At 56.7% G+C, this 21,166-nt stretch carries 14 protein-coding genes and 7 pseudogenes; 16 read left to right on the top strand and 5 right to left on the bottom strand.

Annotated features, from left to right (window positions below):
• The first annotated feature begins 86 nt into the window (after positions 1-86).
• From J3P89_RS15600 to J3P89_RS15570, 7 genes and pseudogenes are all read left to right on the top strand, one after another.
• Positions 87-1,433: an aspartate aminotransferase family protein gene (locus tag J3P89_RS15600; RefSeq protein WP_434694769.1), complete on the top strand. Its 1,347-nt coding sequence runs from the start codon at positions 87-89 to the stop codon at positions 1,431-1,433.
• Between the two features lie 78 nt (positions 1,434-1,511).
• Positions 1,512-3,008, top strand: coding sequence for a CoA-acylating methylmalonate-semialdehyde dehydrogenase (locus J3P89_RS15595; protein ID WP_434694768.1), 1,497 nt, complete (start codon positions 1,512-1,514; stop codon positions 3,006-3,008).
• A 286-nt stretch (positions 3,009-3,294) separates the two neighbouring features.
• Entirely contained in the window at positions 3,295-4,599 is a 1,305-nt protein-coding gene (locus tag J3P89_RS15590) for an aspartate aminotransferase family protein (protein ID WP_434694767.1), read from the top strand.
• 363 nt (positions 4,600-4,962) lie between these two features.
• Positions 4,963-6,051, top strand: a pseudogene (locus J3P89_RS15585) (cache domain-containing protein); the annotation flags it as partial.
• Between the two features lie 33 nt (positions 6,052-6,084).
• Positions 6,085-6,909, top strand: coding sequence for a methyl-accepting chemotaxis protein (locus tag J3P89_RS15580; protein WP_434698000.1), 825 nt, complete (start codon positions 6,085-6,087; stop codon positions 6,907-6,909).
• Positions 6,910-7,294: 385 nt separating this feature from the next.
• Positions 7,295-8,131: a transporter substrate-binding domain-containing protein gene (locus J3P89_RS15575; protein WP_434694765.1), complete on the top strand. Its 837-nt coding sequence runs from the start codon at positions 7,295-7,297 to the stop codon at positions 8,129-8,131.
• Between the two features lie 76 nt (positions 8,132-8,207).
• Positions 8,208-8,978: an SDR family NAD(P)-dependent oxidoreductase gene (locus tag J3P89_RS15570; RefSeq protein ID WP_434694764.1), complete on the top strand. Its 771-nt coding sequence runs from the start codon at positions 8,208-8,210 to the stop codon at positions 8,976-8,978.
• A 153-nt stretch (positions 8,979-9,131) separates the two neighbouring features.
• Here J3P89_RS15570 and J3P89_RS15565 read toward each other — a convergent pair.
• The 4 genes and pseudogenes from J3P89_RS15565 to J3P89_RS15550 form a co-directional block, all read right to left on the bottom strand.
• Positions 9,132-9,634, bottom strand: a pseudogene (locus tag J3P89_RS15565) (aldo/keto reductase); the annotation flags it as partial.
• A gap of 159 nt (positions 9,635-9,793) precedes the next feature.
• Positions 9,794-10,049 (bottom strand): annotated as a pseudogene (locus J3P89_RS15560) (TonB-dependent receptor domain-containing protein); the annotation flags it as partial.
• Positions 10,050-10,110: 61 nt separating this feature from the next.
• Positions 10,111-10,260 (bottom strand): annotated as a pseudogene (locus J3P89_RS15555) (c-type cytochrome); the annotation flags it as partial.
• A 186-nt stretch (positions 10,261-10,446) separates the two neighbouring features.
• Positions 10,447-10,596 carry a hypothetical protein gene (locus tag J3P89_RS15550; RefSeq protein ID WP_434694763.1) on the bottom strand — a complete coding sequence of 50 codons (150 nt, stop codon included), beginning with the start codon at positions 10,594-10,596 and terminating at the stop codon, positions 10,447-10,449.
• A gap of 50 nt (positions 10,597-10,646) precedes the next feature.
• Between J3P89_RS15550 and J3P89_RS15545 the strand changes: the two are divergent.
• Positions 10,647-10,760: pseudogene (locus tag J3P89_RS15545) on the top strand (sugar phosphate isomerase/epimerase); the annotation flags it as partial.
• Between the two features lie 51 nt (positions 10,761-10,811).
• Here the strand turns inward: J3P89_RS15545 and J3P89_RS15540 are convergent.
• A complete protein-coding gene (locus tag J3P89_RS15540; RefSeq protein WP_434694762.1) occupies positions 10,812-11,252 on the bottom strand; it encodes a TetR/AcrR family transcriptional regulator in 441 nt (146 codons plus the stop codon).
• Between the two features lie 77 nt (positions 11,253-11,329).
• Between J3P89_RS15540 and J3P89_RS15535 the strand changes: the two are divergent.
• The 8 genes and pseudogenes from J3P89_RS15535 (at position 11,330) to J3P89_RS15500 (ending at position 21,166) form a co-directional block, all read left to right on the top strand.
• Positions 11,330-13,566: pseudogene (locus J3P89_RS15535) on the top strand (efflux RND transporter permease subunit).
• Entirely contained in the window at positions 13,567-13,959 is a 393-nt protein-coding gene (locus J3P89_RS15530) for an NADPH-dependent FMN reductase (RefSeq protein ID WP_434694761.1), read from the top strand.
• A 521-nt stretch (positions 13,960-14,480) separates the two neighbouring features.
• Positions 14,481-14,768: pseudogene (locus J3P89_RS15525) on the top strand (Arm DNA-binding domain-containing protein); the annotation flags it as partial.
• A 314-nt stretch (positions 14,769-15,082) separates the two neighbouring features.
• Positions 15,083-15,754, top strand: a complete 672-nt coding sequence (locus tag J3P89_RS15520; protein WP_434694760.1) for a hypothetical protein — start codon at positions 15,083-15,085, stop codon at positions 15,752-15,754.
• Positions 15,747-16,454, top strand: a complete 708-nt coding sequence (locus tag J3P89_RS15515) for an RES family NAD+ phosphorylase (protein ID WP_434694759.1) — start codon at positions 15,747-15,749, stop codon at positions 16,452-16,454. Before J3P89_RS15520 ends, J3P89_RS15515 begins: the two co-directional genes overlap by 8 nt.
• A gap of 252 nt (positions 16,455-16,706) precedes the next feature.
• Complete coding sequence (locus J3P89_RS15510; RefSeq protein ID WP_434694758.1) at positions 16,707-16,955, top strand: hypothetical protein; 249 nt, start codon at positions 16,707-16,709, stop codon at positions 16,953-16,955.
• Positions 16,956-17,849: 894 nt separating this feature from the next.
• Positions 17,850-19,352, top strand: coding sequence for an alkaline phosphatase family protein (locus J3P89_RS15505; RefSeq protein WP_434694757.1), 1,503 nt, complete (start codon positions 17,850-17,852; stop codon positions 19,350-19,352).
• The gene (locus J3P89_RS15500) at positions 19,352-21,166 is read left to right on the top strand and encodes a B12-binding domain-containing radical SAM protein (RefSeq protein WP_434694756.1); all 1,815 of its coding nucleotides are present in this window, start codon (positions 19,352-19,354) and stop codon (positions 21,164-21,166) included. The genes J3P89_RS15505 and J3P89_RS15500 overlap by 1 nt, the downstream gene beginning before the upstream one ends.

The following is a 21,166-nucleotide window of genomic DNA, read 5'->3' as shown; positions in this document are numbered from 1 at the left end:
ATAACTGAATACGAGAAAATATAGATTTATCGTATATGACCTTCCAGCACAAGCTACGCGACATCCACCCTCCCAGGATCAGCGTCATGAACCAGGCCTTGCAAACAAAAGCCTCTTTGGCCAGTGGCCTCAAATTGGACTCCCACTGGATGCCGTTTTCATCGAACCGCAATTTCCAGAAAGATCCACGGTTCATTGTCGCAGCCCAAGGCAATCGCTTGATGGATGAGCACGGCCGCGAAGTTTTCGACGGCCTTTCCGGTCTGTGGACCTGCGGCGCCGGCCATTCGCGCAAGGAAATCGCCGATGCCGTGGCCAAGCAATTGGTCACCCTGGACTATGCACCAGCCTTCCAATATGGCCACCCGCTGTCCTTCAAGTTGTCGGAAAAGATTGCCAGCCTGACCCCCGGCAATCTCAATCATGTGTTCTTCACAGGCTCCGGTTCTGAAAGCGCAGACACCTCCATCAAGATGGCGCGTGCCTACTGGCGCCTGAAAGGACAACCGCAGAAAACCAAGCTGATCGGTCGGGCCCGCGGCTACCACGGCGTGAACGTCGCGGGCACCGCATTGGGAGGGATCGGCGGCAATCGCAAGATGTTCGGGCAACTGATGGACGTCGACCACCTGCCGCACACCTTGCAGCCAGAACTTGCCTTTACCAAAGGCGCTGCCGAGACCGGCGGGGTGGCACTGGCCGACGAGCTATTGAAACTCATCGAACTGCACGACGCCTCGAATATCGCCGCGGTCATTATTGAGCCGATGTCCGGCTCGGCTGGTGTCATCGTTCCACCGCAAGGCTATTTGCAACGCCTGCGTGAAATCTGCGACCAGCACCACATTCTGCTGATCTTCGATGAAGTCATTACCGCTTTTGGGCGCATGGGCACCATGACCGGTGCCGAATACTTCGGTGTTACACCGGACCTGATGAACGTAGCCAAACAGATTACAAACGGTGCCATTCCGATGGGGGCCGTGATTGCCACGAGCGAGATCTATAACACCTTCATGTACCAGGCGTCTCCTGAGCATGCTGTCGAGTTCACTCATGGTTATACCTATTCCGCCCATCCGGTGGCTTGCGCCGCCGCTCTAGCGACATTGGAACTGCTGGATAAGGAGAACCTGATCCAGCAGTCTGCGGACCTGGCACCACATCTTGAGAAGGCCATTCACGGCCTCAAGGGCGCGAAGCATATCGTCGATATCCGCAATTGCGGGCTCGCTGGTGCGTTGCAGATCGCTCCGCGTGACGGGGATCCGATTATCCGCCCTTTCGAAGCGGGTATGGCGCTCTGGAAAGCAGGTTTCTACGTCCGTTTCGGCGGTGACACCCTCCAGTTCGGGCCCACGTTTAATACCAAACCCCAGGAACTGGATCGGATGTTCGATGCAGTCGGCGAAGCCTTGCAAGGAATCAACTGATCAGCATTCCCCCGTGCGACGGGGGCAGCTCCTTCATTCAATAGATAGACAGCTTGTAACCAAGCTAGAGGAAAGAAAATGGTAACTATTAAGCATTGGATCAATGGTGAGCACTTCGCTGACGATGGCCGCACCGCTGACGTATTTAACCCAGCTACTGGCCAAGTGACCAATAAGTTGGGCTTGGCGAACCGCGCCACTGTTCAAAAAGCCATCGACGCAGCTAAAGCCGCGTTCCCAGCATGGCGCAACACTCCGCCAGCAAAGCGCGCGCAGGTGATGTTCCGCTTCAAGCAGTTGCTCGAAGCGAATGAGCAGCGCATCGCCCAGTTGATCAGCGAAGAGCATGGCAAGACCATCGAGGACGCCGTGGGTGAACTCAAGCGTGGTATCGAAAACGTTGAGTTTGCCTCTGCTGCTCCAGAGATTCTCAAGGGTGAATACAGCCGCAACGTCGGCCCGAATATCGATGCCTGGAGTGATCTTCAGCCGATTGGCGTCGTGGCCGGCATCACCCCTTTCAACTTCCCCGCGATGGTGCCGCTGTGGATGTATCCACTGGCCATTGCCTGCGGTAACTGCTTCATCCTCAAACCGTCCGAGCGCGACCCTAGCTCCACGTTGCTGATTGCTGAATTGCTGTACGAAGCTGGCCTGCCCAAAGGCGTGCTGAATGTCGTGCACGGCGACAAGGAGGCAGTGGATGCATTGATCGAGGCGCCTGAGGTCAAGGCACTGAGCTTCGTCGGTTCTACGCCGATCGCCGAGTACATCTATGCCGAAGGCACTAAGCGTGGGAAGCGCGTTCAGGCTCTCGGCGGCGCGAAAAACCACGCCGTGCTGATGCCAGATGCTGATCTGGACAATGCTGTTAGCGCACTGATGGGGGCCGCCTACGGCTCGTGCGGCGAGCGTTGCATGGCGATTTCCGTCGCCGTCTGTGTAGGTGATCAGGTTGCCGATGCGCTGATCTCGAAACTGGAACCGCAAATCAGGGCGCTGAAGATCGGTGCCGGTACCACCTGCGGCCTAGACATGGGTCCGTTAGTGACCGCCGCGGCACGCGACAAGGTGTTGGGTTACATCGATGACGGCGTGGCTGCTGGTGCCACGGTGGTGGTTGATGGCCGTGGCTTCAAAGTCGCGGGTAACGAAGATGGCTACTTTGTCGGCGGTACCTTGTTCGACCGCGTCACCCCAGAGATGCGCATCTACAAGGAAGAGATTTTTGGCCCGGTCCTGTGCGTTGTCCGCGTCAACAGCCTGGAAGAAGCGATCCAACTGATCAACGACCATGAGTATGGCAACGGCACCTGCATCTTCACCCGTGATGGCGAGTCGGCGCGTCTGTTCTGTGACGAGATCGAGGTGGGCATGGTCGGTGTCAACGTGCCGCTACCGGTACCAGTGAGCTACCACAGCTTCGGCGGCTGGAAGCGTTCTCTGTTCGGTGATCTGCACGCCTACGGTCCTGACGGTGTGCGTTTCTACACTCGTAAGAAAGCCATCACTCAGCGCTGGCCGCAACGCAAAAGCCACGAAGCTGCGCAGTTTGCTTTCCCTAGCAATAGCTAAGGCGGGCACCTTGTTCGAATGTCTGCGTCATCAACTGTTCTGACGGAAAGCTGAGATGGCGCAGACGTTCGTACTCAAGAGCTTTTGGCCCTTAGTGTGGCGGGAGAGGGGGCACGTGGTGGCGATTGCCCTGGCTGGGTGCGTACCGCCATGACTGAGCAGTTCACCGCTCAGTACGGCGAGGCGTTGTGGCCATCCCAGTGCCTCGAATGCTCCCGCAATAAATCGGGAGCCTGCAACAGTACTTTTCTTTTTAGTTTATTTTTTGAAGAGGTCGTTGATTAATATGCCGATTACCAATCAATCTGTGAAGGCTCTTGATCGCGAGTTCGTGTTCCACTCGTGGTCGATTCAGGGAGCACTCAACCCTTTAGTTATCGCAGGTGGCGAGGGCTCAACGGTATGGGACTATGAAGGCAATCGTTACCTGGATTTCTCCAGTCAGCTCGTCAATACCAACCTCGGTCACCAGCACCCGGCAGTCATCGCGGCGATTCAGGAGCAAGCGGCCACTCTGACCACCGTTGCACCATCGACTGCAAACCTTATGCGAGGCGAGGCCGCCAAGCGCATCATCGAGCAGGCACCTGAAGGCTTTAAGAAAGTTTTTTTCACGAACGGTGGTGCCGATGCCAATGAAAACGCGATCCGTATGGCCCGACTCTTCACCGGGCGCGATAAGGTGTTGTCATCCTACCGCTCCTATCACGGCAATACCGGTTCCGCGATTGTTGCTACGGGTGACCCACGTCGCGTGCCGAATGAGTACGCACGTGGCCACGTTCACTTCTTCACGCCTTATCTCTATCGCAGCGAGTTCAACGCGCAGACTGAGGTCGAAGAGACAGAACGTGCGCTTCGGCATCTGCGCCGAGTGATCGAGAGCGAAGGTTCGAGTTCAATCGCAGCAATCCTTCTCGAAAGTCTGCCTGGCACGGCCGGTATTCTGATGCCATCCGCTTCCTATATGCAGGGTGTTCGCGAACTAGCGAATGAATTCGGCATATTGCTCATCCTGGATGAAGTAATGTCCGGTTTTGGTAGGACGGGCAAGTGGTTCGCCCTGGAGCATTATAGTGTTGTGCCTGATCTCATCACGTTCGCCAAGGGTGTGAACTCTGGGTATGTCCCAGTCGGCGGCGTAGTTATCTCCGAGCCGCTGTGTGCTTATTTCGAAACGCGCTACTTCCCTGGGGGCCTGACCTACTCTGGGCACCCGCTTGCCATGGCCTCGATTGTCGCCGCGATTGATGCGATGCGTAAGGAAGGGGTTGTAGAAAACGCTTCGGACATCGGCACCAATTGCCTAGGGCCGCGTCTGCGTGACCTACAGCAACGTCATGCATCGATCGGTGAGGTACGTGGTGCTGGTGTGTTCTGGGCTCTGGAGTTTGTTAGCGATAAAGAAAGTCGCGCACCGCTGCCTGCACAAACGATGCAGGTGCTCAAAGTAAAGTTGATGGAGCGTGGTCTGTTGCCGTTTGTAGTCGAGAACCGCATTCATGTGGTCCCTCCATGCATCATCAGTGCTGAAGAAGTTGAAGCGGGTATTGCCATTCTGGATGAAGTGATCGGTTCGGTGCTTGGCTAATCCGGTTACCCCGCTCTGGCCGAAACGCACCGGCCATGAAGCTGCGCATTTCGCCTTCCCGAGCAATAGCAAGGCTGGCACCTAGTTCGAGTGACAACGTCATCACTGGTCAGACGGGATTTGAGATGGCGCTGTTGCTCGCACCCGTAGAGTTCTACGGTTTACCCGCTAGCCTTTTTTGTTAGCGGGCTCCTCACCAGGAACCCTTCGTCTAAAGCTTTGGCTTAAGACCTGGCCGCTACCACACTGGCGGCCTTTTTTTGCGCCGGTTTTAGCGAATCAAGCCTGCCTCTTCGAGAGCTAGGGCTTGCATTCCTTAGGTAATCGCATCGTTCTGCAAGAATAAAAACCCAGAGAGCATCAATGAATATCAAGCAAAAGTTGACTTGGGCCTTCGCTATGATTGCTAGCTTGCCCATTATCCTGGTGGCTATTCTGGTCATCTTCAATTTACGTGACAAAGCCAGGGAAAATTTCCTGGACAGCAGCAGTCGGGAAATCCATCAGGTCAGTAATGCGATGAGCATTTTTTTCCAGGGGATCGCTCAGAACGTCGACTTTCTGGCGACGCAATCCGAGGTGACCGGTACCGGCAGCAACCTGAACAAGTATCAGGAAACCCATACCCAAATCGTGAAGTTAGGTGATCAGGACCAGCGTGTGACCGAGTTGTTCGACCGTCTGGGTAAGACCCACCCCCATTACGCATACATCTCATATGGCGTCAACGATGGGGGCCATGTCTCCTGGCCTGCAGGGCAAATACTGTCCAATTACGACCCGCGCCAACGGCCCTGGTATCAGGAGGCAATGGCCAATCCTGGAAAGACCCAGCGCACCGCTCCATACTACTGGGCCGGCGACGACGCGGTGCTTGTCAGCACCGTGCGCACGGTGGCCAACCAGCTCGGCAACTTGGGGGGAGTGGTCAATATTGATGTTTCATTAAAAGGCCTCACCGAGATCGTCAAGCAAATCAAACTCGGCGAAAGTGGTTACTTGATTCTGATGGAAAACAACGGCAACGTGATGGTCGATCCGCGCGATGCCAGCCACAACTTCAAACAACTAGAGAGCTTTGGTGCGGGCTTTGCGGAACTGGCCAGAGCCGGTAAGGGATTGGTCGAGGTCTCGATCAATGGCGAACGCTACATGGCCAATGTCTATCCCGACGCGCGACTGGGTTGGACGTTCATCGGCCTGATCCAGCAGGGTGAGGTGATGCAGACCACCACCCGCCTGACCTGGCTGATTGGTACGCTAGCGCTCGTTCTTGCCCTCGTGTTTGCCGCGGTCGGCGTCAGCTTTGCCAAACTCATCGTGCGCCCGATCAACAGTGTCACCAGCGGCCTGGAGGATATCGCCCAGGGTGAAGGAGACCTGACTCGCGACCTGGAAGTACGCGGGCGTGACGAAACCGCGCATTTGGCCAGTTGGTTTAACCAGTTCCTCGGCACGATCCGCAGCCTGATCCAGCAGATTGGCATGGCCGCAGGCAAAATTCTTAGCACCTCGACCAACTCGACTCGTGTGTCAGGCGATATGGCGCAAGCAGCTAGCCGGCAGCGCCAAGCCGTGGATACGGTTTCCACCGCATTCCATGAAATGGTCACCACCGCTAACGAGGTGGCCCGTTCGTGCGGGCTAGCTGCCCAATCGGCCGATAACGGTCAGCAGCAGGCTCGTGAGGGCCAGCAGCAAATCGATGCCGCTGTGCAGAGTGTCGGTCTGCTCAGTCAGGAGATCGAGCAATCGGCGTTGTCGATTCAGCAATTGGAGCGTGACAGCAATTCCATCCAATCGATTCTTGGAACCATACGCTCAATTGCCGAGCAGACTAACTTGCTTGCTCTGAACGCTGCCATCGAAGCCGCACGGGCTGGTGACCAAGGTCGAGGGTTTGCCGTGGTTGCCGACGAAGTCCGTGCCCTAGCCAAACGTACTGCTGACTCCACCTCAGAAATTGATGGCTTGCTAGGAAACCTGGCCGGTCGCACGGCTCAAGTGGCCGAGCAAATGCACGCTAGCCTGGAAGTCTCAGTGCAATCGGTCAGCCGAATCGGTAGGGCGCGGGACAGCTTTGGGCTTATTCGCGAGTCGGTAGACATCATTCGCGACATGAATACCCAGATCGCCACGGCTGCCGAACAGCAGCATCAGGTAGCAGAGGAAATCCAGCAGCACATGAGCCAGATTCATGGGGATGCGCAATTGGTTGCTGAACTTGCTCAGTCCGCACGTCTGGATTCTGAAAGCCTAGCGAGCCTGTCCGGTGAGCTGGATTCGTTGGTCCGGCGTTTCCGCACTTAAGGCTCAATGGCAGTTCCGGCTCAACGTTTTGATGAGCCGGGACTGCTGCGGATCAGCGTTAACCAGCACCAGAGGCGAGGGCGAGAGCCCAACCTTTCGCTGACCCACAGGGTTCCATGAGCTGAAATATAGCGTGAGTTAAATTTGATTCTTCTGGCCTTAAGGTTCTATTTTATTCACGCAATATCCGTTGCCAGCCAAGGATCAAAGCCTCTATGCGATAAATTAAGTAACGAACATCTTGTCGATTACAAAAGATCATTGGGAGGGTTGTTGACAGGCCTCCGCTTAATTTTTATTCTGAATACAGACATGCACACAAAGTCGCATGCAGCTAAGCGTCCCACCTTTACTGCCAAAAACAACGATTATCAGTGAGGTCAAAATGGTTCGGTTAATCCCTAGTTCCGTCAAAGCTCTGTTTGTTGGCGCCGGTCTGTGCGGCGCCTTGATGGCTCAGTCCGCTGCACAGGCGGCCGAAGGCTCCATCTGGCAAGATGTGCAAAAGGCAGGAGTGCTTCGCTGTGGTGCTGCCGTGGCCGCCCCCTATGTCATGCGCAACGCCAGTTCTGGAGAGTACAGCGGCTATTTCGTCGATCTGTGTCGCGACTTTGGCGAGAAGGTCCTGAAGGTCAAGGTGACCTTTGTTGATACCAACTGGGACAATCTGGTCGCTGGGTTGCAGAGCAACAAATGGGATCTGGCCATGGCGCTCAATCAGACTCCGGAGCGGGCATTGGCAGTCGCTTTCACAGTACCCGCTACCGACTATCAAGTGTCGCTGCTGGTGAACAAGGACAACCCCAAGTTTGCTGACGCCAAGGACGATGTCAGTGCCCTCGACAAGCCTGAAGTGACGTTTGCCGTGATGTCTGGTACTGCGCAAGACAAGGCTATTTCTTCAATTGTGCGTAACGGCAAAATCATGCGTCTACCGGGCATGGATGAAGCCCGTTTGGCTGTGATGTCCAAGCGTGCTGACGTATTGGTAGACGCCAGCGATACCAATCACCTTTTCGCCCTGGCCAACCCGGATTGGACACGGGAAATTTTGCCTAAACCAGCATTGGCCAAGCAGGGTGTTTCATTCGGCGTGCGTAGAGATATCTCACCGGCAGATCTGCAAGTGCTGAATATTTACCTGACGCAGCGGCGTGAAACTGGCGACATCCAGAAGCTGGTGGACAAAGCTTCGATCGAAGCCAACGCTGAGAAGAAATAAAGCCCATCCAGGCATGCCTTCTGTCTCTGCGGTCAGAGGGCATGTCCCGATTTAATTCGAGCGAAGGTAAGCACAGATGAGTGACGCTACACGTCCCCTCGCCGGACAAACCATCCTGGTTACAGGTGGCTCTGGCGGTATTGGCGCAGCAATCGTAGAGCGACTTGCCTCGGAAGGTGCTCGTCCGCTAATCCATTACAGCCGCGATGAGCAGGGAGCGCGGCGCCTGTTGGGCCTTATCGGCGGTAAAGGCTGGATCGTTCAGGGAGATCTGAGTAAGGAAACCGGGCCAGAGGATCTGTGGAAAGCTGCCTTGGAATTGGCCGGAGGCCGAATTCATGGCCTTATCAATAACGCTGGCATTCGCACTGAGACTCCACTTGAAGCGCCCTCCTCGGAGTGGCGAGTCGCATGGCGCCGAGAGTTTCAGGTGAACTTTTTTGCTGCCGCCGACCTGGCTCGTGAGGCGGTCATACATTTTCGTACCAACGGTGGCGGGCGGATTATAAATATGGCGAGCCGGGCAGCTCAGCGCGGCTATGCCGCTGATGCACTGCCATACGGTACGAGTAAAGCGGCGCTGATCAACCTCACCAAGTCGCTGGCGCGTAGCGTGGCGGGCGAGGGCATTGTCGCTGTGGCGATTGCGCCGGGCTGGGTACGCACAGACATGGCGGAGCAATTTGTAGCTCAACATGGTGAAGCGGCGGCGGTATCTGATATACCGGTCGGGCGCATGGCCAACCCATCTGAGATTGCCGAGTTGGTGGCGTTCACATTGCGGCCTTCTCAAGCTTCACTCAATGGTGCGACGTTGGACGTGAATGGCGGTAGCTACATCAGATAAAGCATCTAAGGCGCGTCCCAGGTTCGGTTTGATTCAGGCTGTAGAACTGACCGTTGTCCAGCCTGTTCCATACGCCGCTCCAGTTTTGGAGGGGCGCGCTTGTTACCGGGATCAGTTTTTTACGGGGCCAGACAGACGGCCCTGGCTGCTGACTCAAGCGTCCAGCCTGGGGACTCGGATTATGCCACGATCAGGGCCCAGGGGGATGACCGTCCGCGCTGGCGCTGAGGGCGTCAGGAGGTTAGCTGCATCGAGGCGGCTGGTGTGCTCTGCGGAAAGATCGAGCGACAGCGCGCCGAGGTTGTCGGTGAGCTGGGTCATTGAGCGTGGCCCGATGATCGGCACCGCCCCGTGGGTGGCTGCCCAGGCGATGGCGACCTGACCCGCACTGGTGCCGATCTCGTCCGCGATGGCAATAACGGTGTCGAGGATTTGCGTACGCTGGGCCGAATTCTCCGGCTGGAACACCCGGCCGCCCGAATCTTCGGCACGACCTTTCTTCCCTTGGCGGTACTTGCCCGTCAGCATGCCGCCGCCAGGGGCGACCAGGTGACAATACCAAGGCCCAGAGCGTGCGATGCCGGGAACAGGTCGGCTTCGCGGTCGCGATGAACCTCAAAATTCTCAACCGTCTTGAAAAAGAACGAGGCTATCGGTTGTGATGGCTGGTCGGAAGACTGATTGATTCCACAAGTAGTCCCGTATAAATATAGCGGCGATATGTAAGCGCTGCTAGCGGGCCGTTCGCGTGTAGAACGGCCAGCTAATTGGGTCATATTCGACCATAGTGCTGCAGCGCTATGGCACTTGGCTCGTCAATAATTCCACTGCATAGCGACCTCCAGGCTGCGCGGCTCCCCCAGGTAATATTGGGTGTTGTTCTGGTGGATGAAACGGGCGTAGACCTCGTCGGTCAGGTTACGTAGACGCGCGCTGAGCTGCACATGCTTGTCCCAGGTCGTGGGTCATGGACAGGGCGTAGACGGTGTACGAAGGCACCCACATGGTATTGGCGGTGTTGGCGTAGACCGACGATACGTAGCGGACGTCGGCCCCGACTTGCCAGTCCGGTCACTGCATAGACTTGTTCGTTGGACAATGACTGTGGCGCCTGGAAGGGCATGGCTCTGCGGATGTAGTCGAAAAGTGTCGTTGCATAGGGCCAATAGCTGCCGACTGTCTTGAGCGGTTTGTCAGTCGTCAGGGTTCCTTCGCCTCCCGCCAACGCAGGACCGACGCCGCCTTCGAGCTTCACGCCATGGCAACTGACGCAGCTGTTCATGTAGACCTTTCCCCGTCCGCCACCGTCCCGCGCCCTGGAGGCAAAGCATTGCCGTCGGGCGCCACATCGATGTTCCAACTGGCGATCTGCGCTTCGGTAGCCTGAGTGCCCAAACCGTATTGGGATTGTGCTGAGGCATGGGTCAGCGCACAGGCGCAAAGCAAACCTATGAATAACGAACCACCTTTAAGCCCGTCCATTGGTCACCTCCCCACTGCTGGACACGCGCCACGGTTGCACCGAGTTGTTGTGGTAGAAGGAGACCTTGCCGCGTTCATCGATCAGCTGTTCCAGCATCGGCTGAACATATCCGGTCTCGTCGATGGCGCGGCTCATGATCATCAATTCTTGGCCGTTCCATTCGAAAGGAGCCCTGAAGGCGGTCACCCTATGCGATCACGGGGCATGATGGGTACGATATAACGGATCGCTGGGGCGAGGCGCTGATGCTGAAGGAACTGATGCGTGGTGTTTGGGATGAGTGCCAGGCGGGGCGCTGATCTGAGGCTGTGCCGAGCACTCTTGCACAGCCCCTTTGATCAGCCGCTCGATCAGGTGGGTATTAACCTCATCAGCCAACGGGTGTCCCTCGAGCCAACCCGGCAGGCAGTTGAGAAAACGCGTGATGACATGCCCGACGCTGAAGCTGTTTCTTGTGCACTTAAGGTATCGCTGAATACCGCGCGCAGAAACGCGTGTTCATAGCTGACGCGTTTGAGGGTGATGCGTTGCTTCTGAGCGGTGTCGAGGTAGGCAAAACCCTGTAATGCCAGTCGAAAATGCAGGGGCCGCTCACGGTGCAGGTGTAAGTGGGCGGCAATCAGGTCCGACAGTGGGCAGGTGCCAGCCGTTCGTTGCCGCACGGGCTGAACCAGCATGAGGAGTTCTTCGTAGAACTCTTCGATCAGGTCGAACAACAGGGCTTGTTTGCTGGGGAAATGGTTGTACAGCGAGCCAGGGGCGATACCCACGTGGCGAGCCAGTTCACGCATGCTGACCTGTCCGAATCCCTTGCTGACGAAAAGCTCCAGGGCCCGTTCTCGGATCATACCCACCGCGGGTTTCAGCTATAGACAGTCTTAAGCTCAATGCGGCCTTCGAAAAATGATCCCCACCGATCACCCCTATGTACAGAACTATCTGCAAAACCGTAGTCAGTTGGGGGAGGGCGGCAACACCTTGCGGATTGCGATCGAGGCCAGGCAGGGCAGTATTTTCAATGCCGAATACCTGGAAACGGTCAAGAAGATCAACGACGAAGTGTTTTTGCTTCCCGGTGTCGACCGCTCCTACATGAAGTCCCTGTGGACGCCGGCCACGCGTTGGATCGGCGTGACCGAGGAAGGTTTCGATGGCGAGCCTGTCATATTACGATGGTTCAGCCAACAGCCTGGAACAGGTGCAGCAGAACATCGAACGGTCGGGCGAGGTGGGGCGGCTCGTGGCCTCCAACTTCAAGTCCAGCATCGTGCTCCTGCCGCTGCAGGAAAGCGCCTCGGATGACGGTACCCCGCTGGATTACAACGCACTGTCAAACCGACTTGAACAGATTCGAGCCAAGTACGAAAACCAGAACATACAGATTCACATCACCGGTTTCGCCAAGGTGGTGGGGGACTTGATGGACGGCATGCGACAGATGCAGCTGTTCTTCGCCGCGACCCTGGTGATCTGCGGGCTCGTGTTGTTCTGGTACACTCGTTGCGTACGCAGCACGGTGCTGGTGCTGCTGCGCTCGATCATCGCGGTGGTCTGGTTGCTGGGCTTGCTGCCGACCCTGGGGTTCGACCTGGACCCTTACTCCATCCTGGTGCCGTTCCTGGTGTTTGCCATCGGCTTGAGCCATGGCGCCCAGAAAATGAACGGCATCATGCAAGACATCGGGCGTGGTGCCGACAAGCTGGTGGCGGCGCGCTTCACCTTTCGCCGGCTGTTCTTGATCGGACTGATGGCGCTGGTGGCGGACGCCGTGGGCTTCGCGGTGTTGATGATCATCAAGATTCCAGTGATCCAGGACCTGGCCGTTACTGCGACGGTCGGCGTGCTGACGCTGATTTTTACCAACCTGATCCTGCTGCCGATCCTGTTGTCATACACCGGCGTGAGCAAAGTGGCGGCGCAAAGGGAAGCGGCCAACGACCGGTTTTCCAAACTGGACGCTCATCACGCCCGGCATCCGCTCTGGGCTTTCCTGGACCGCTTCACCGAACGCAAATGGGCCACCGGCGCGATCCTCATCGGTGTAGCGCTGGGTGCCGTGGGCTTTGCCATCAGCCTCCAGGTCAAGATCGGCGACCTCAATCCCGGAGCGCCGGAGTTGCGTCCCGAGTCGCGCTACAACACCGACAACCGCTTCATGGTCAGCAATTTCTCCGCCAGCAGCGACAAGTACGTGGTGATGGTCAAGACCCCGCAGTACTTCTGCGCCAATTACCAGGCGTTGGTAACGGTCGACGCCCTGGAAGCGCAGTTGCAGCAGTTGCCTGGCGTAGTGTCAACCACCTCCCTGGCGGCACTGAGCAAACAGGCCGCAGCCGGGATGAACGAGGGCAGCATGACCTGGTACGAGATACCGCGTAACCAGGGGCTATTGAACGCGATTATCACTCGTGCACCGCGGGAATTGTTCAACCAGAACTGCGACCTGCTGACTGTGTATGTCTACCTGATGGACCACAAGGCCGATACGCTCACCCGCGTGGTGCAGACGGTTGAACAGTTCGCTGCAAGCCATGACAGCGATCAGATTCAGTTCCTGAACGCGGCGGGTAACGCCGGTATCGAAGCGGCCACCAACATCGTCGTGAAGCGTTCGAACGTGCAGATGTTGTTCATGGTGTATGCAGCGGTCATGCCCTGTGTTTCATCACGTTCAGGTCCTGGCGAGCCGTGGTCTGTACGGTGTTGCCGTTGATGCTCACGTCCGTGCTGTGCGAGGCCTTGATGGTGGGGCTCAACATCGGTGTAAAAGTGGCGACGCTGCCAGTGATCTCCTTGGGGGTGGGAATCGGTGTGGATTATGCGCTCTACATCCTCAGTGTGACGCTTGCCAACCTACGCAACGGTTCAAGCCTGTCGGATGCCTATTACCTGGCGTTGTTGTCCACCGGCAAGGTGGTGGTGATGACCGGGATTACCTTGGGCGTGGCCGTGACCACCTGGGTGCTGTCGCCGATCAAGTTCCAGGCCGACATGGGCATTTTGCTGCGCTTCATGTTCGTCTGGAACATGGTGGGAGCGTTGTTCCTGGTGCCCGCGCTCGCGCATTTTCTCCTCAAGCCCAAGCCACAACCCGTGAGTATTTAAATGACTGTAACGATAAATATCCTGGGCTTGTCCGGCAGCCTGCGTCGGCAGTCGGCACATACAGCGATCCTGCGTACGGTGGCCGAACGATTGCCTGAGCATGTCCGGTTGACGCTTCACGGATTGGACAATATCCCGCCGTATAACGAGGATGACGATGGCGCTCATGCCCCCCAGGCCGCGATCGCCTGGCGCACCGCCGTGGCGGCGGCCGATGGGGTATTGATCGGCTCGCCGGAATACAACCACGGTATGTCCGGCGTGTTGAAAAATGCGTTGGACTGGTTGTCCCGCCCTCATGGGAAATCGGTGCTGCTGGGGCTGTCCGGTGTTGAGTTTCACTGCCTCGCCGACGTTCACGGGTGGGGTGCGCGCGCATCAACAGCTCAATGAAACCCTCTGGGCGATCCAGGCGGTGCAGGTTGTCTACCCGCAGATCGTGATTGGTAATGTGACCAGCAAAATAGATCAGGGGCAGCTACGGGATGAAACAGCTCGGGCTTTTTTATTGGGTGGAGTTGGCGTGTTGATCACGCAGATTACTAACGCACCTATGAGGGGAAGTTCACGTTGCTCTTGATGCCCGCTGGAAACCAGTCCAGAATTAAGTCCATTCCTGCTTCAGGAATAACGGAAACCCCTTATATTTCAATGAGTCGGACACCCGATACTAGTCTCGTTTCCCGCTCCAATTATTTTTCTATAGACTTCCATTGAAGTATTTAGAAGTCAAAAAAAGAGGCTTTGGTCTCTTTTTAGTTCCAGTAAAGTCTACTCTGTTACATTAACATCCGCGATTTTTTAGTACATTTTTTAGTACATCAATTCGACGCTTGGTAAATCAGTTTTTAGAGCTGCTTGGCACTCCGAAAACGGTACAACCCTCCTTCATTCATATGAGTGGAGTTAGTACGATGGTCCTTACCATTACGGCGGTCCGACACGCCAAGCCTCGCGCAAAAAACTACACCCTTCCTGACTTTGATGGCCTTGCGCTTTTCGTGAATACGAAAGGCACCAAGAGCTGGCACTTCCGTTTTTCTTGGGCGGGCAAACAGCCTCGTATTTCGCTCGGTACTTATCCTGAAATAGGTCTACGCGATGCTCGCGCTCTGCGCGATATCGCCAGGGCGCTGGTCGCGAAGGGTCTCGATCCCCGCGATCAGCGACGCCTTGAGCGCAATGCCAAACTGTTGGCCGAGAGAACACCTTCTTAGGTCGATGCGGTACAAATTTTCGGCCCTTAGGGGAGCGGGACCGCCCGGGAATTCAAGCGGTGCTGAACTGGGTTGCCAACTCTTTCGGTCTGTTGCTGGTCTTTAGCTCGCCCGCACACCTGAAAGCTAAGATCGTAATCCTTAGACTTTCAGTCCCAGAGTCACCGTGCTGATCGACGGCATGGCGTGCTCCACTCAAATCTACCTATGCATCCAGATGAATGGAGCTTAGGCTGGAGCTAGGGTTATCAAGACCATGATACGATTAGATAATGTAAATAACTTGTGAGGAGATTTCCATGAGCGTTACAGAGCAGTCGGGTGTCTCCACCTTGGTCGGTACGCCTAAGGAAGCTCGGGCCAGCTTGAGCCGCTCGCATGCGGATCGAGTGCTGGTCGTGTCTTTCGATCAGGTCAACCTCAGTGTATTTGAAGCGTTGGCGGAAAACTTCGCCAATGTGGCCTCCTCGATGTATGAGGTGCTGCAGGAGCGTCAGGACCCGAAGTCGCTCGAGCGCCTGGCCGAGGTGTTTGTGACGCGTAAGCCGCCTTCGCCTCGCCTGCTCAAGGAGGCGGCAATGCTGGTCCAAGCCCGCAAAGCAGTGTTGGAGAGCGGTGACTGGCTGACCGCAGCAGACATCACGCAGGTGGCCCAGTTGAGCACTAGAAACCCCAGTGCTCAGCCCAACAAATGGAAAAAGCAGGGGCAGATCTTTGCCATCGGCCACGGTGGGGTCGACTATTTCCCTGGCTACGGCTTGGACCCGAACGCGGGCTATCGGCCGTTCAAGGCACTGGCCAAAATCATTGACGCTTTCGCTGGCCACAAGGACGGCTGGGGGATGGCTAACTGGTTTCGCTCCGATAATAGTTTTCTGGGCGGCAAAAGACCTCAGGACCTGTTGGCATCGGCGCCTGATCGGGTGATTGCTGCAGCACTGGATGAAATCCAAGGCATCGTCCATGGCTAAGCAGCGTACCGAGTCCAGTGAGGGTAGGGCGACGCCTCCCACGGATTTGGCGGCGTCCGTTACCCCAGTGCCTGCGGCTACGTTGCACGTCACTTTCACCGTGATCGCCAAAGGCGATGTGCTTCACCGTGTGCACCAAGATAAGTATCAGCCTGATCAATTCAATCCTGGTGTGCACGGCAACGCACGCTTCAGCCCGATCCAGGATGATCAGGGGCGGGCGATTCCCACCTTGTATGGCGGCACGACAGTCGATTGCGCCTTGATGGAGACCGTCTTCCACGACGTTCCCCATACGGCTGGGTTTAAGAGCTTCGACAAAGGCAAGCTGACTGGACAGGTGCATTCTGCCGTCCAGGTTAGCCAACCGCTGCACTTGGTTGATCTGTCCAGCGTGCCCCTGCGGAAACTGGGCATCACGCGCAAACAACTGATCGACACTGAGAAAGATCAATACCCTGCGACGCGCAAATGGGCCGAGGCAATCCACCGTCAGTGTCCAGATGCCCAAGGGCTGTCTTGGGTGTCGCGACAAGATGATTCGGCACGTGCGGTGGTGCTCTTTGGTGACCGGATTCCTGACGGCGCACTCCATCCGCAGGGGGCATCACGCAGCTTGACCGGCGACTCGACTGTGTTCGACACGGTGCTCAATCTGGCAGAGCGGGTTGGGGTCGTTATCATCGCGGGGAAAAGCTGAGAAAATGACCGAACAGTGGTCCTTGGAATCCGCTCTATGAGACTGAAATCGTCACTCGCCAGTCATTAGATATCGCTGAAGTCGGCGGGCTTTGATGGGGGCATTGATGGATTCTTCCGTACAGGCCTGTGTAGCATCGACGGTCAACAAATAGGTCTTCTGTGCGTTCTAGGAGCGGACGGTGCTTGTCCCGGAACACGCAGCAATAACATGATGGTTGGCTACGTGCTGGCCTAAGATGCGGAGCTCGTTATGGACGTCAACCGGATGTTAAATGATGAACTGGTGAGCCGGCTGGAAGAGAAAATTCCAGCCATGGCGAAAGGCGCGATTAAGGCGGCCCATATCAATACGTTGGCGGCCGGACTCAGTGTGATGGAAATCAGGAATGGCATGCTCGTTGAAACAATGGCCGATGGTCAGCACAAGGTTATTCGAGTGGCCAAGCCCAAGCATAAGGTAGCTTCGGACAGGACTATCAAGGTGCGCCGCTTTTCATAACGAGCGGCGAGAGCGCCCGTATCTTTACAATTTCGCCGTGTAACGCGCGGGAGCACATTCGTCATGTCAGTCTTTGTGCTTTGAGCGAAAGGCAATCTGCTGGATGCCAAGGCGAGCCTGAGCGATGGCAATATTCCCGCAGCCAATGAGAGCCTCGGCGAGGTGAACACGGCGCTGCCGGAGATTGTCAACGAGATGGGTACTGAGTTCGGCGCAGACCTCAAGGCGCAAGTGAGGAGGCGGTGCAGGTCCAGGAAGAAGCGTCCGAGATCTCCAAGGAGGCCAGCGAAAACTCCGAAGACACCGGCAACGGCGAAGAGGAGCCGTTCGAGGACACGACGATACCGGAGATCTGATCTACCGCATCTGACACGATGGTCGCGTGACTGCGGCCATCGTGTGTTCATTCTGCGCAAGCGGTTGGCCTGCATCCTCACCGCCCTGCCTGTCCTCCGCGTTCATCGGGGCTCACTTTGCCGTTCATGGCCAGCGACAGCAAATCTGTCAAAGCCCAGTTCATCCGGGAGCGCTCCGAGCCCGGCGCCTCCATCATAAAACATCGCCGGGTCTATAGCCTCAATGCCAACCTCGTCCGCAGTTGGTGCTTTGGAATGCCTTGGAGAATCCCTTGCATTTTGGGTGCGGTAAAACATTTTGTAATATGTGTTCATACTTTGAGCTTTTTTGTTACATGCCAGCAATCTTTTTGACGTGTTTTTTTTAAACGCTGTGTTAGGTTGTTTTTGCCGTGACCGAGCGTCTTGTATATAGCTCTCTCGGGATTGTTCTTTTTTTATGGTTTGTGCTGACTGGCTTTAGTTCCGGTTGGCGTCGTTCGTTGCGCGAAGTCGATCAGGTTGCCCCCCCCCTCAGTGTCTCAGGCGCGGAGTTGTAATGACTATGGAAGGTCAAAAGTTGAAGTTGTTGGTGTTTGGCGTGGACGGTGCTTCTTATGAAGTGCTCGGGCGTCTAATGGCTCGCGGCCTGTTGCCCAACTTCAGTGCGCTGCGTGAGCGTTCGTCTCATGGGGTTCTGCAATCGACTTTCCCACCGCATACCGCACCCGGTTGGGCCTCCATGTTTACAGGGGTTTCGCCGGGTTCGCATGGCATCTATCAGTTCTGGGCAACACAGTCCGAGGATTACCAGTTTCGTGCGATGAATGCCTCCGATTATGGCGGCGAGCCCAGTTGGCTGACCCTTGAACGACAGGGGCTGAAAGTGGGTGCCTACAATATACCGATGACGCACCCACCGGCCGATCTGGACGGCGGTTATATGATCAGTTGGCCATTGGCGAAGACATTGCGTTATACCTCGCCAGCTAATTTGGTGCATGAGTTGATGCAGGCGGGCCTGCATTATCATTCCGATATAGTGACTATGTATCGAGGGCAGTCGGATTATTGCGAACAGGCATCTAAATTTATTAAAGGGCGTGCGGATACCTGTTGTTTTCTGCAGCAAACCCGTCCTGTCGATGCATTGTTTGTGGTGTTTACCGAAGTTGATCGGGTCAGTCATTACTACTGGGGCGATCAAGCCTTGCCCAGTGCGGAAGTCGAGGCGTGCTACGTCAGTATCGATCAGGCCTTGGGCACGTTATTGGCCCTGGCCGACGAGAATACGTTGATTGTCGTGGCATCCGACCATGGCTTCGGTGTCTGTGACGTCGACTTCAGCGTGCACGAGTTTCTACAGCAGGAAGGCTTGCTCGCCACTCGGTATGAGCCGCTGGAGGAAGGTGCTGAGGCGGGCCATGATGACCCGGGTGTGCGCTCCTGGTTCGAAGCCCAGGGACGTTATCGACGCACCGTGGACTGGCCACACACGCAGTTCTATATGCCGACCCCGGGATGCTTTGGAGTCAATGCCAACCTCAAGGGGCGTGAGGCACATGGATGCCTTGATACCGAGTCGCTGCCAGCGGCCGAAGCGCAGCTGCGCCAAGCGTTGGCCAAGGTGCTCGATGAGCAGGGCCAGCCCTGGTTCTCCCTGGTCAAAAGTTCGGAGGTCTATGCCGGGCCGCGCCTGAGCGAGGCCCCTGACTACTTGTTGATTCCGAAAGATTTCAGTGTCATGCCCACGCCGTCCCTGAGTGGCAAGGTCTGGAACCCACCGGCGCAACATGGTGTGCACCGGCCCGATGGAATCGTGTTCATCAGCGGCTCCAACTTCCCCCGCAATGCGGGCCTGCAAGCGCGTATCGAAGATATCCACCCGACGATTCTGGCCCACCTGGGGTTAGTAGTTCCCGAGGGGCTGGAGGGTCACTGGCTGGTCGATCCGCCCCAGGCGCCCCGGCGCGAACCTGCCCGCCAGGGCAGCGGCCAACGGATGAGCCAGGAAGAGCAGCATTTCATGGACAAACAATTACAACAGATCGGGTACTTCTGATGGAAACCGTGCAGTTCTCCAATGCCGCCGGCGCGCTTATTCCGCTGGCTAACCTGGGTGATCCGATCGACGTCCCGGTCGCAAACCCGTTGCACTCCAGCGTCGACTTCCGCAGCCCCCAGCCGATGCGCGTGTGTTTCCCGGTGCTGCTCGATGGCGACCTGGTGATGAGTTCCGAGCATCTCGGGGTGAGCTACCTGGTATCGATCCTGCGTGACCTAGGAGCCGAATGTCGGGTGGTGGAGGTCAAGGCCATCCAGCACGGCGACGAACTGGCGATTGCCGAAGTCGTCGCGTTCAAGCCCGACCTTATTGGTTTCTCGCTGACCACGGTGACCGTCAGCCACGCCACGGCTTTCGGTTCTGCTTTACGCGCGGCATTGCCGGACAAAGTCGCATTCCTGGCCGGCGGTCCACTGGCGACGTTTCTCGGTTCCAAGCTGCTGAGCAATCCCAACTGGGGGTTCCTCGATGCCCTGGTGCGGGGTGAAGGTGATGTGCCGCTGGTGCGTTATGTGGAAGCTTTCTGGGCACATAAGGATTACTCCAGCGTGCCTAGCCTGAGTTGGCGCGAGGAGGGCGGGTTTGTGATCGACAATCCGATCGGCAAGCCCGTTCCCGAACTGGACATGTTGCCCGAGCCGGCCCGCGATCAGTTCGAACTCAATAGCGGAAAGCTGCCGTACCTGCGGCTGGCAACTACCCGTGGTTGCACGGCGCGGTGCACGTTCTGCAACGCGCCGCATGCGGGCAACAAGATCAACCCCGGCAAGCTCTGGCGTGCGCGCACACCGGACAACATTGTCGACGAAATCGAACGGCTTTATCACAAGTACAACTTCAACACTTTCGACTTCGTCGACTCGACGTTCGAAGACCCGGGTGGTGCACCGTTCGCCAAGCAGCGAATCGCCGACATCGCCCAAGGCGTGCTCGATCGCGACCTGAAGATTTATTACAACTGCTGCATGCAGGCCAAAAATTGGCATGTCGAAGATAAGCCCTTGCTGGACCTGCTCTACCGCTCCGGCCTGGAAAAAGTCCTGATTGGTATCGAGTCGGGCTCGCAGATCGGCCTGGATCGCTGGAAGAAGAAGTCGACCGTCGAAGACAACAAGCGGGCGATCGAACTGGTACGCGCTGCCGGCATCTACGTTGCGTTTGGCTTTATCGCCTATCACCCGTGGTCGACGTTCCAGGAAATCCGCGACAACAACACCTTCCTGCGTGAGTACATGGGCTACAACCTGCGCCGTTACACCGTGCGCCTGGAGTTGTATCCCGGCGCCGAGGCGGTTGAGACCTTGCGTGCCGAAGGCAAGCTGCATGACGACTTCGATGTCTCGCTCAACGCGTTGAGCTATGACTTCGAAGACCCGCGGGTACGCCAACTCTCGGCCATGACCGCCTTGCTCTATGGCGAAAAATACGCCTCGGAAATGGTCATCGAAAAAGAGCCGGCTGTATTCGAGTTCGAGACCTACGACATCGTCATGCACACCTTTATGTCGCGATTGCGCAGAGCAGTGCTGGACGACGCCAAAGGCCTGGCCATTCTTCAAGCAGGTGAGGCCAAGGCGGCCGAACTGCGCAAGGCCATGAGCGATTTCAATTACGCGTTGATCTCCGAAATGACCGACCTGGCTGAACTGGAAACGCTTACCGAGGCTTATGCCCACGACAAGCGCCCGCAGTTGGAGGTGTTTTACCGGACAAAACTCGCTGAGCTGCGCCAGGTGCAACTGGGTATCAGCATGCAGCTTCATCGCGCGGGTCTGAGCTTGCGTGATATCCAGTTCAGCAAAGGGGCCTGA

Origin of the sequence: Pseudomonas sp. Z1-14, from assembly GCF_051132005.1 — a bacterium.
Taxonomy (GTDB): Bacteria; Pseudomonadota; Gammaproteobacteria; order Pseudomonadales; family Pseudomonadaceae; genus Aquipseudomonas.
This window is presented reverse-complemented; position numbering and strand designations above follow the sequence as displayed.

Excerpts from the sequence above, each read along its gene's own strand:
- J3P89_RS15510 (WP_434694758.1), top strand. The coding sequence starts at position 16,707 with ATGGACGTCAACCGGATGTTAAATGATGAACTGGTGAGCCGGCTGGAA.
- J3P89_RS15520 (WP_434694760.1), top strand. The coding sequence starts at position 15,083 with ATGAGCGTTACAGAGCAGTCGGGTGTCTCCACCTTGGTCGGTACGCCT.
- J3P89_RS15570 (WP_434694764.1), top strand. The coding sequence starts at position 8,208 with ATGAGTGACGCTACACGTCCCCTCGCCGGACAAACCATCCTGGTTACA.
- J3P89_RS15580 (WP_434698000.1), top strand. The coding sequence starts at position 6,085 with ATGGCCGCAGGCAAAATTCTTAGCACCTCGACCAACTCGACTCGTGTG.
- J3P89_RS15575 (WP_434694765.1), top strand. The coding sequence starts at position 7,295 with ATGGTTCGGTTAATCCCTAGTTCCGTCAAAGCTCTGTTTGTTGGCGCC.
- J3P89_RS15600 (WP_434694769.1), top strand. The coding sequence starts at position 87 with ATGAACCAGGCCTTGCAAACAAAAGCCTCTTTGGCCAGTGGCCTCAAA.
- J3P89_RS15590 (WP_434694767.1), top strand. The coding sequence starts at position 3,295 with ATGCCGATTACCAATCAATCTGTGAAGGCTCTTGATCGCGAGTTCGTG.
- J3P89_RS15505 (WP_434694757.1), top strand. The coding sequence starts at position 17,850 with ATGACTATGGAAGGTCAAAAGTTGAAGTTGTTGGTGTTTGGCGTGGAC.
- J3P89_RS15500 (WP_434694756.1), top strand. The coding sequence starts at position 19,352 with ATGGAAACCGTGCAGTTCTCCAATGCCGCCGGCGCGCTTATTCCGCTG.
- J3P89_RS15530 (WP_434694761.1), top strand. The coding sequence starts at position 13,567 with ATGACTGTAACGATAAATATCCTGGGCTTGTCCGGCAGCCTGCGTCGG.
- J3P89_RS15515 (WP_434694759.1), top strand. The coding sequence starts at position 15,747 with ATGGCTAAGCAGCGTACCGAGTCCAGTGAGGGTAGGGCGACGCCTCCC.
- J3P89_RS15540 (WP_434694762.1), bottom strand. The coding sequence starts at position 11,252 with ATGCGTGAACTGGCTCGCCACGTGGGTATCGCCCCTGGCTCGCTGTAC.
- J3P89_RS15595 (WP_434694768.1), top strand. The coding sequence starts at position 1,512 with ATGGTAACTATTAAGCATTGGATCAATGGTGAGCACTTCGCTGACGAT.
- J3P89_RS15550 (WP_434694763.1), bottom strand. The coding sequence starts at position 10,596 with ATGAGCCGCGCCATCGACGAGACCGGATATGTTCAGCCGATGCTGGAA.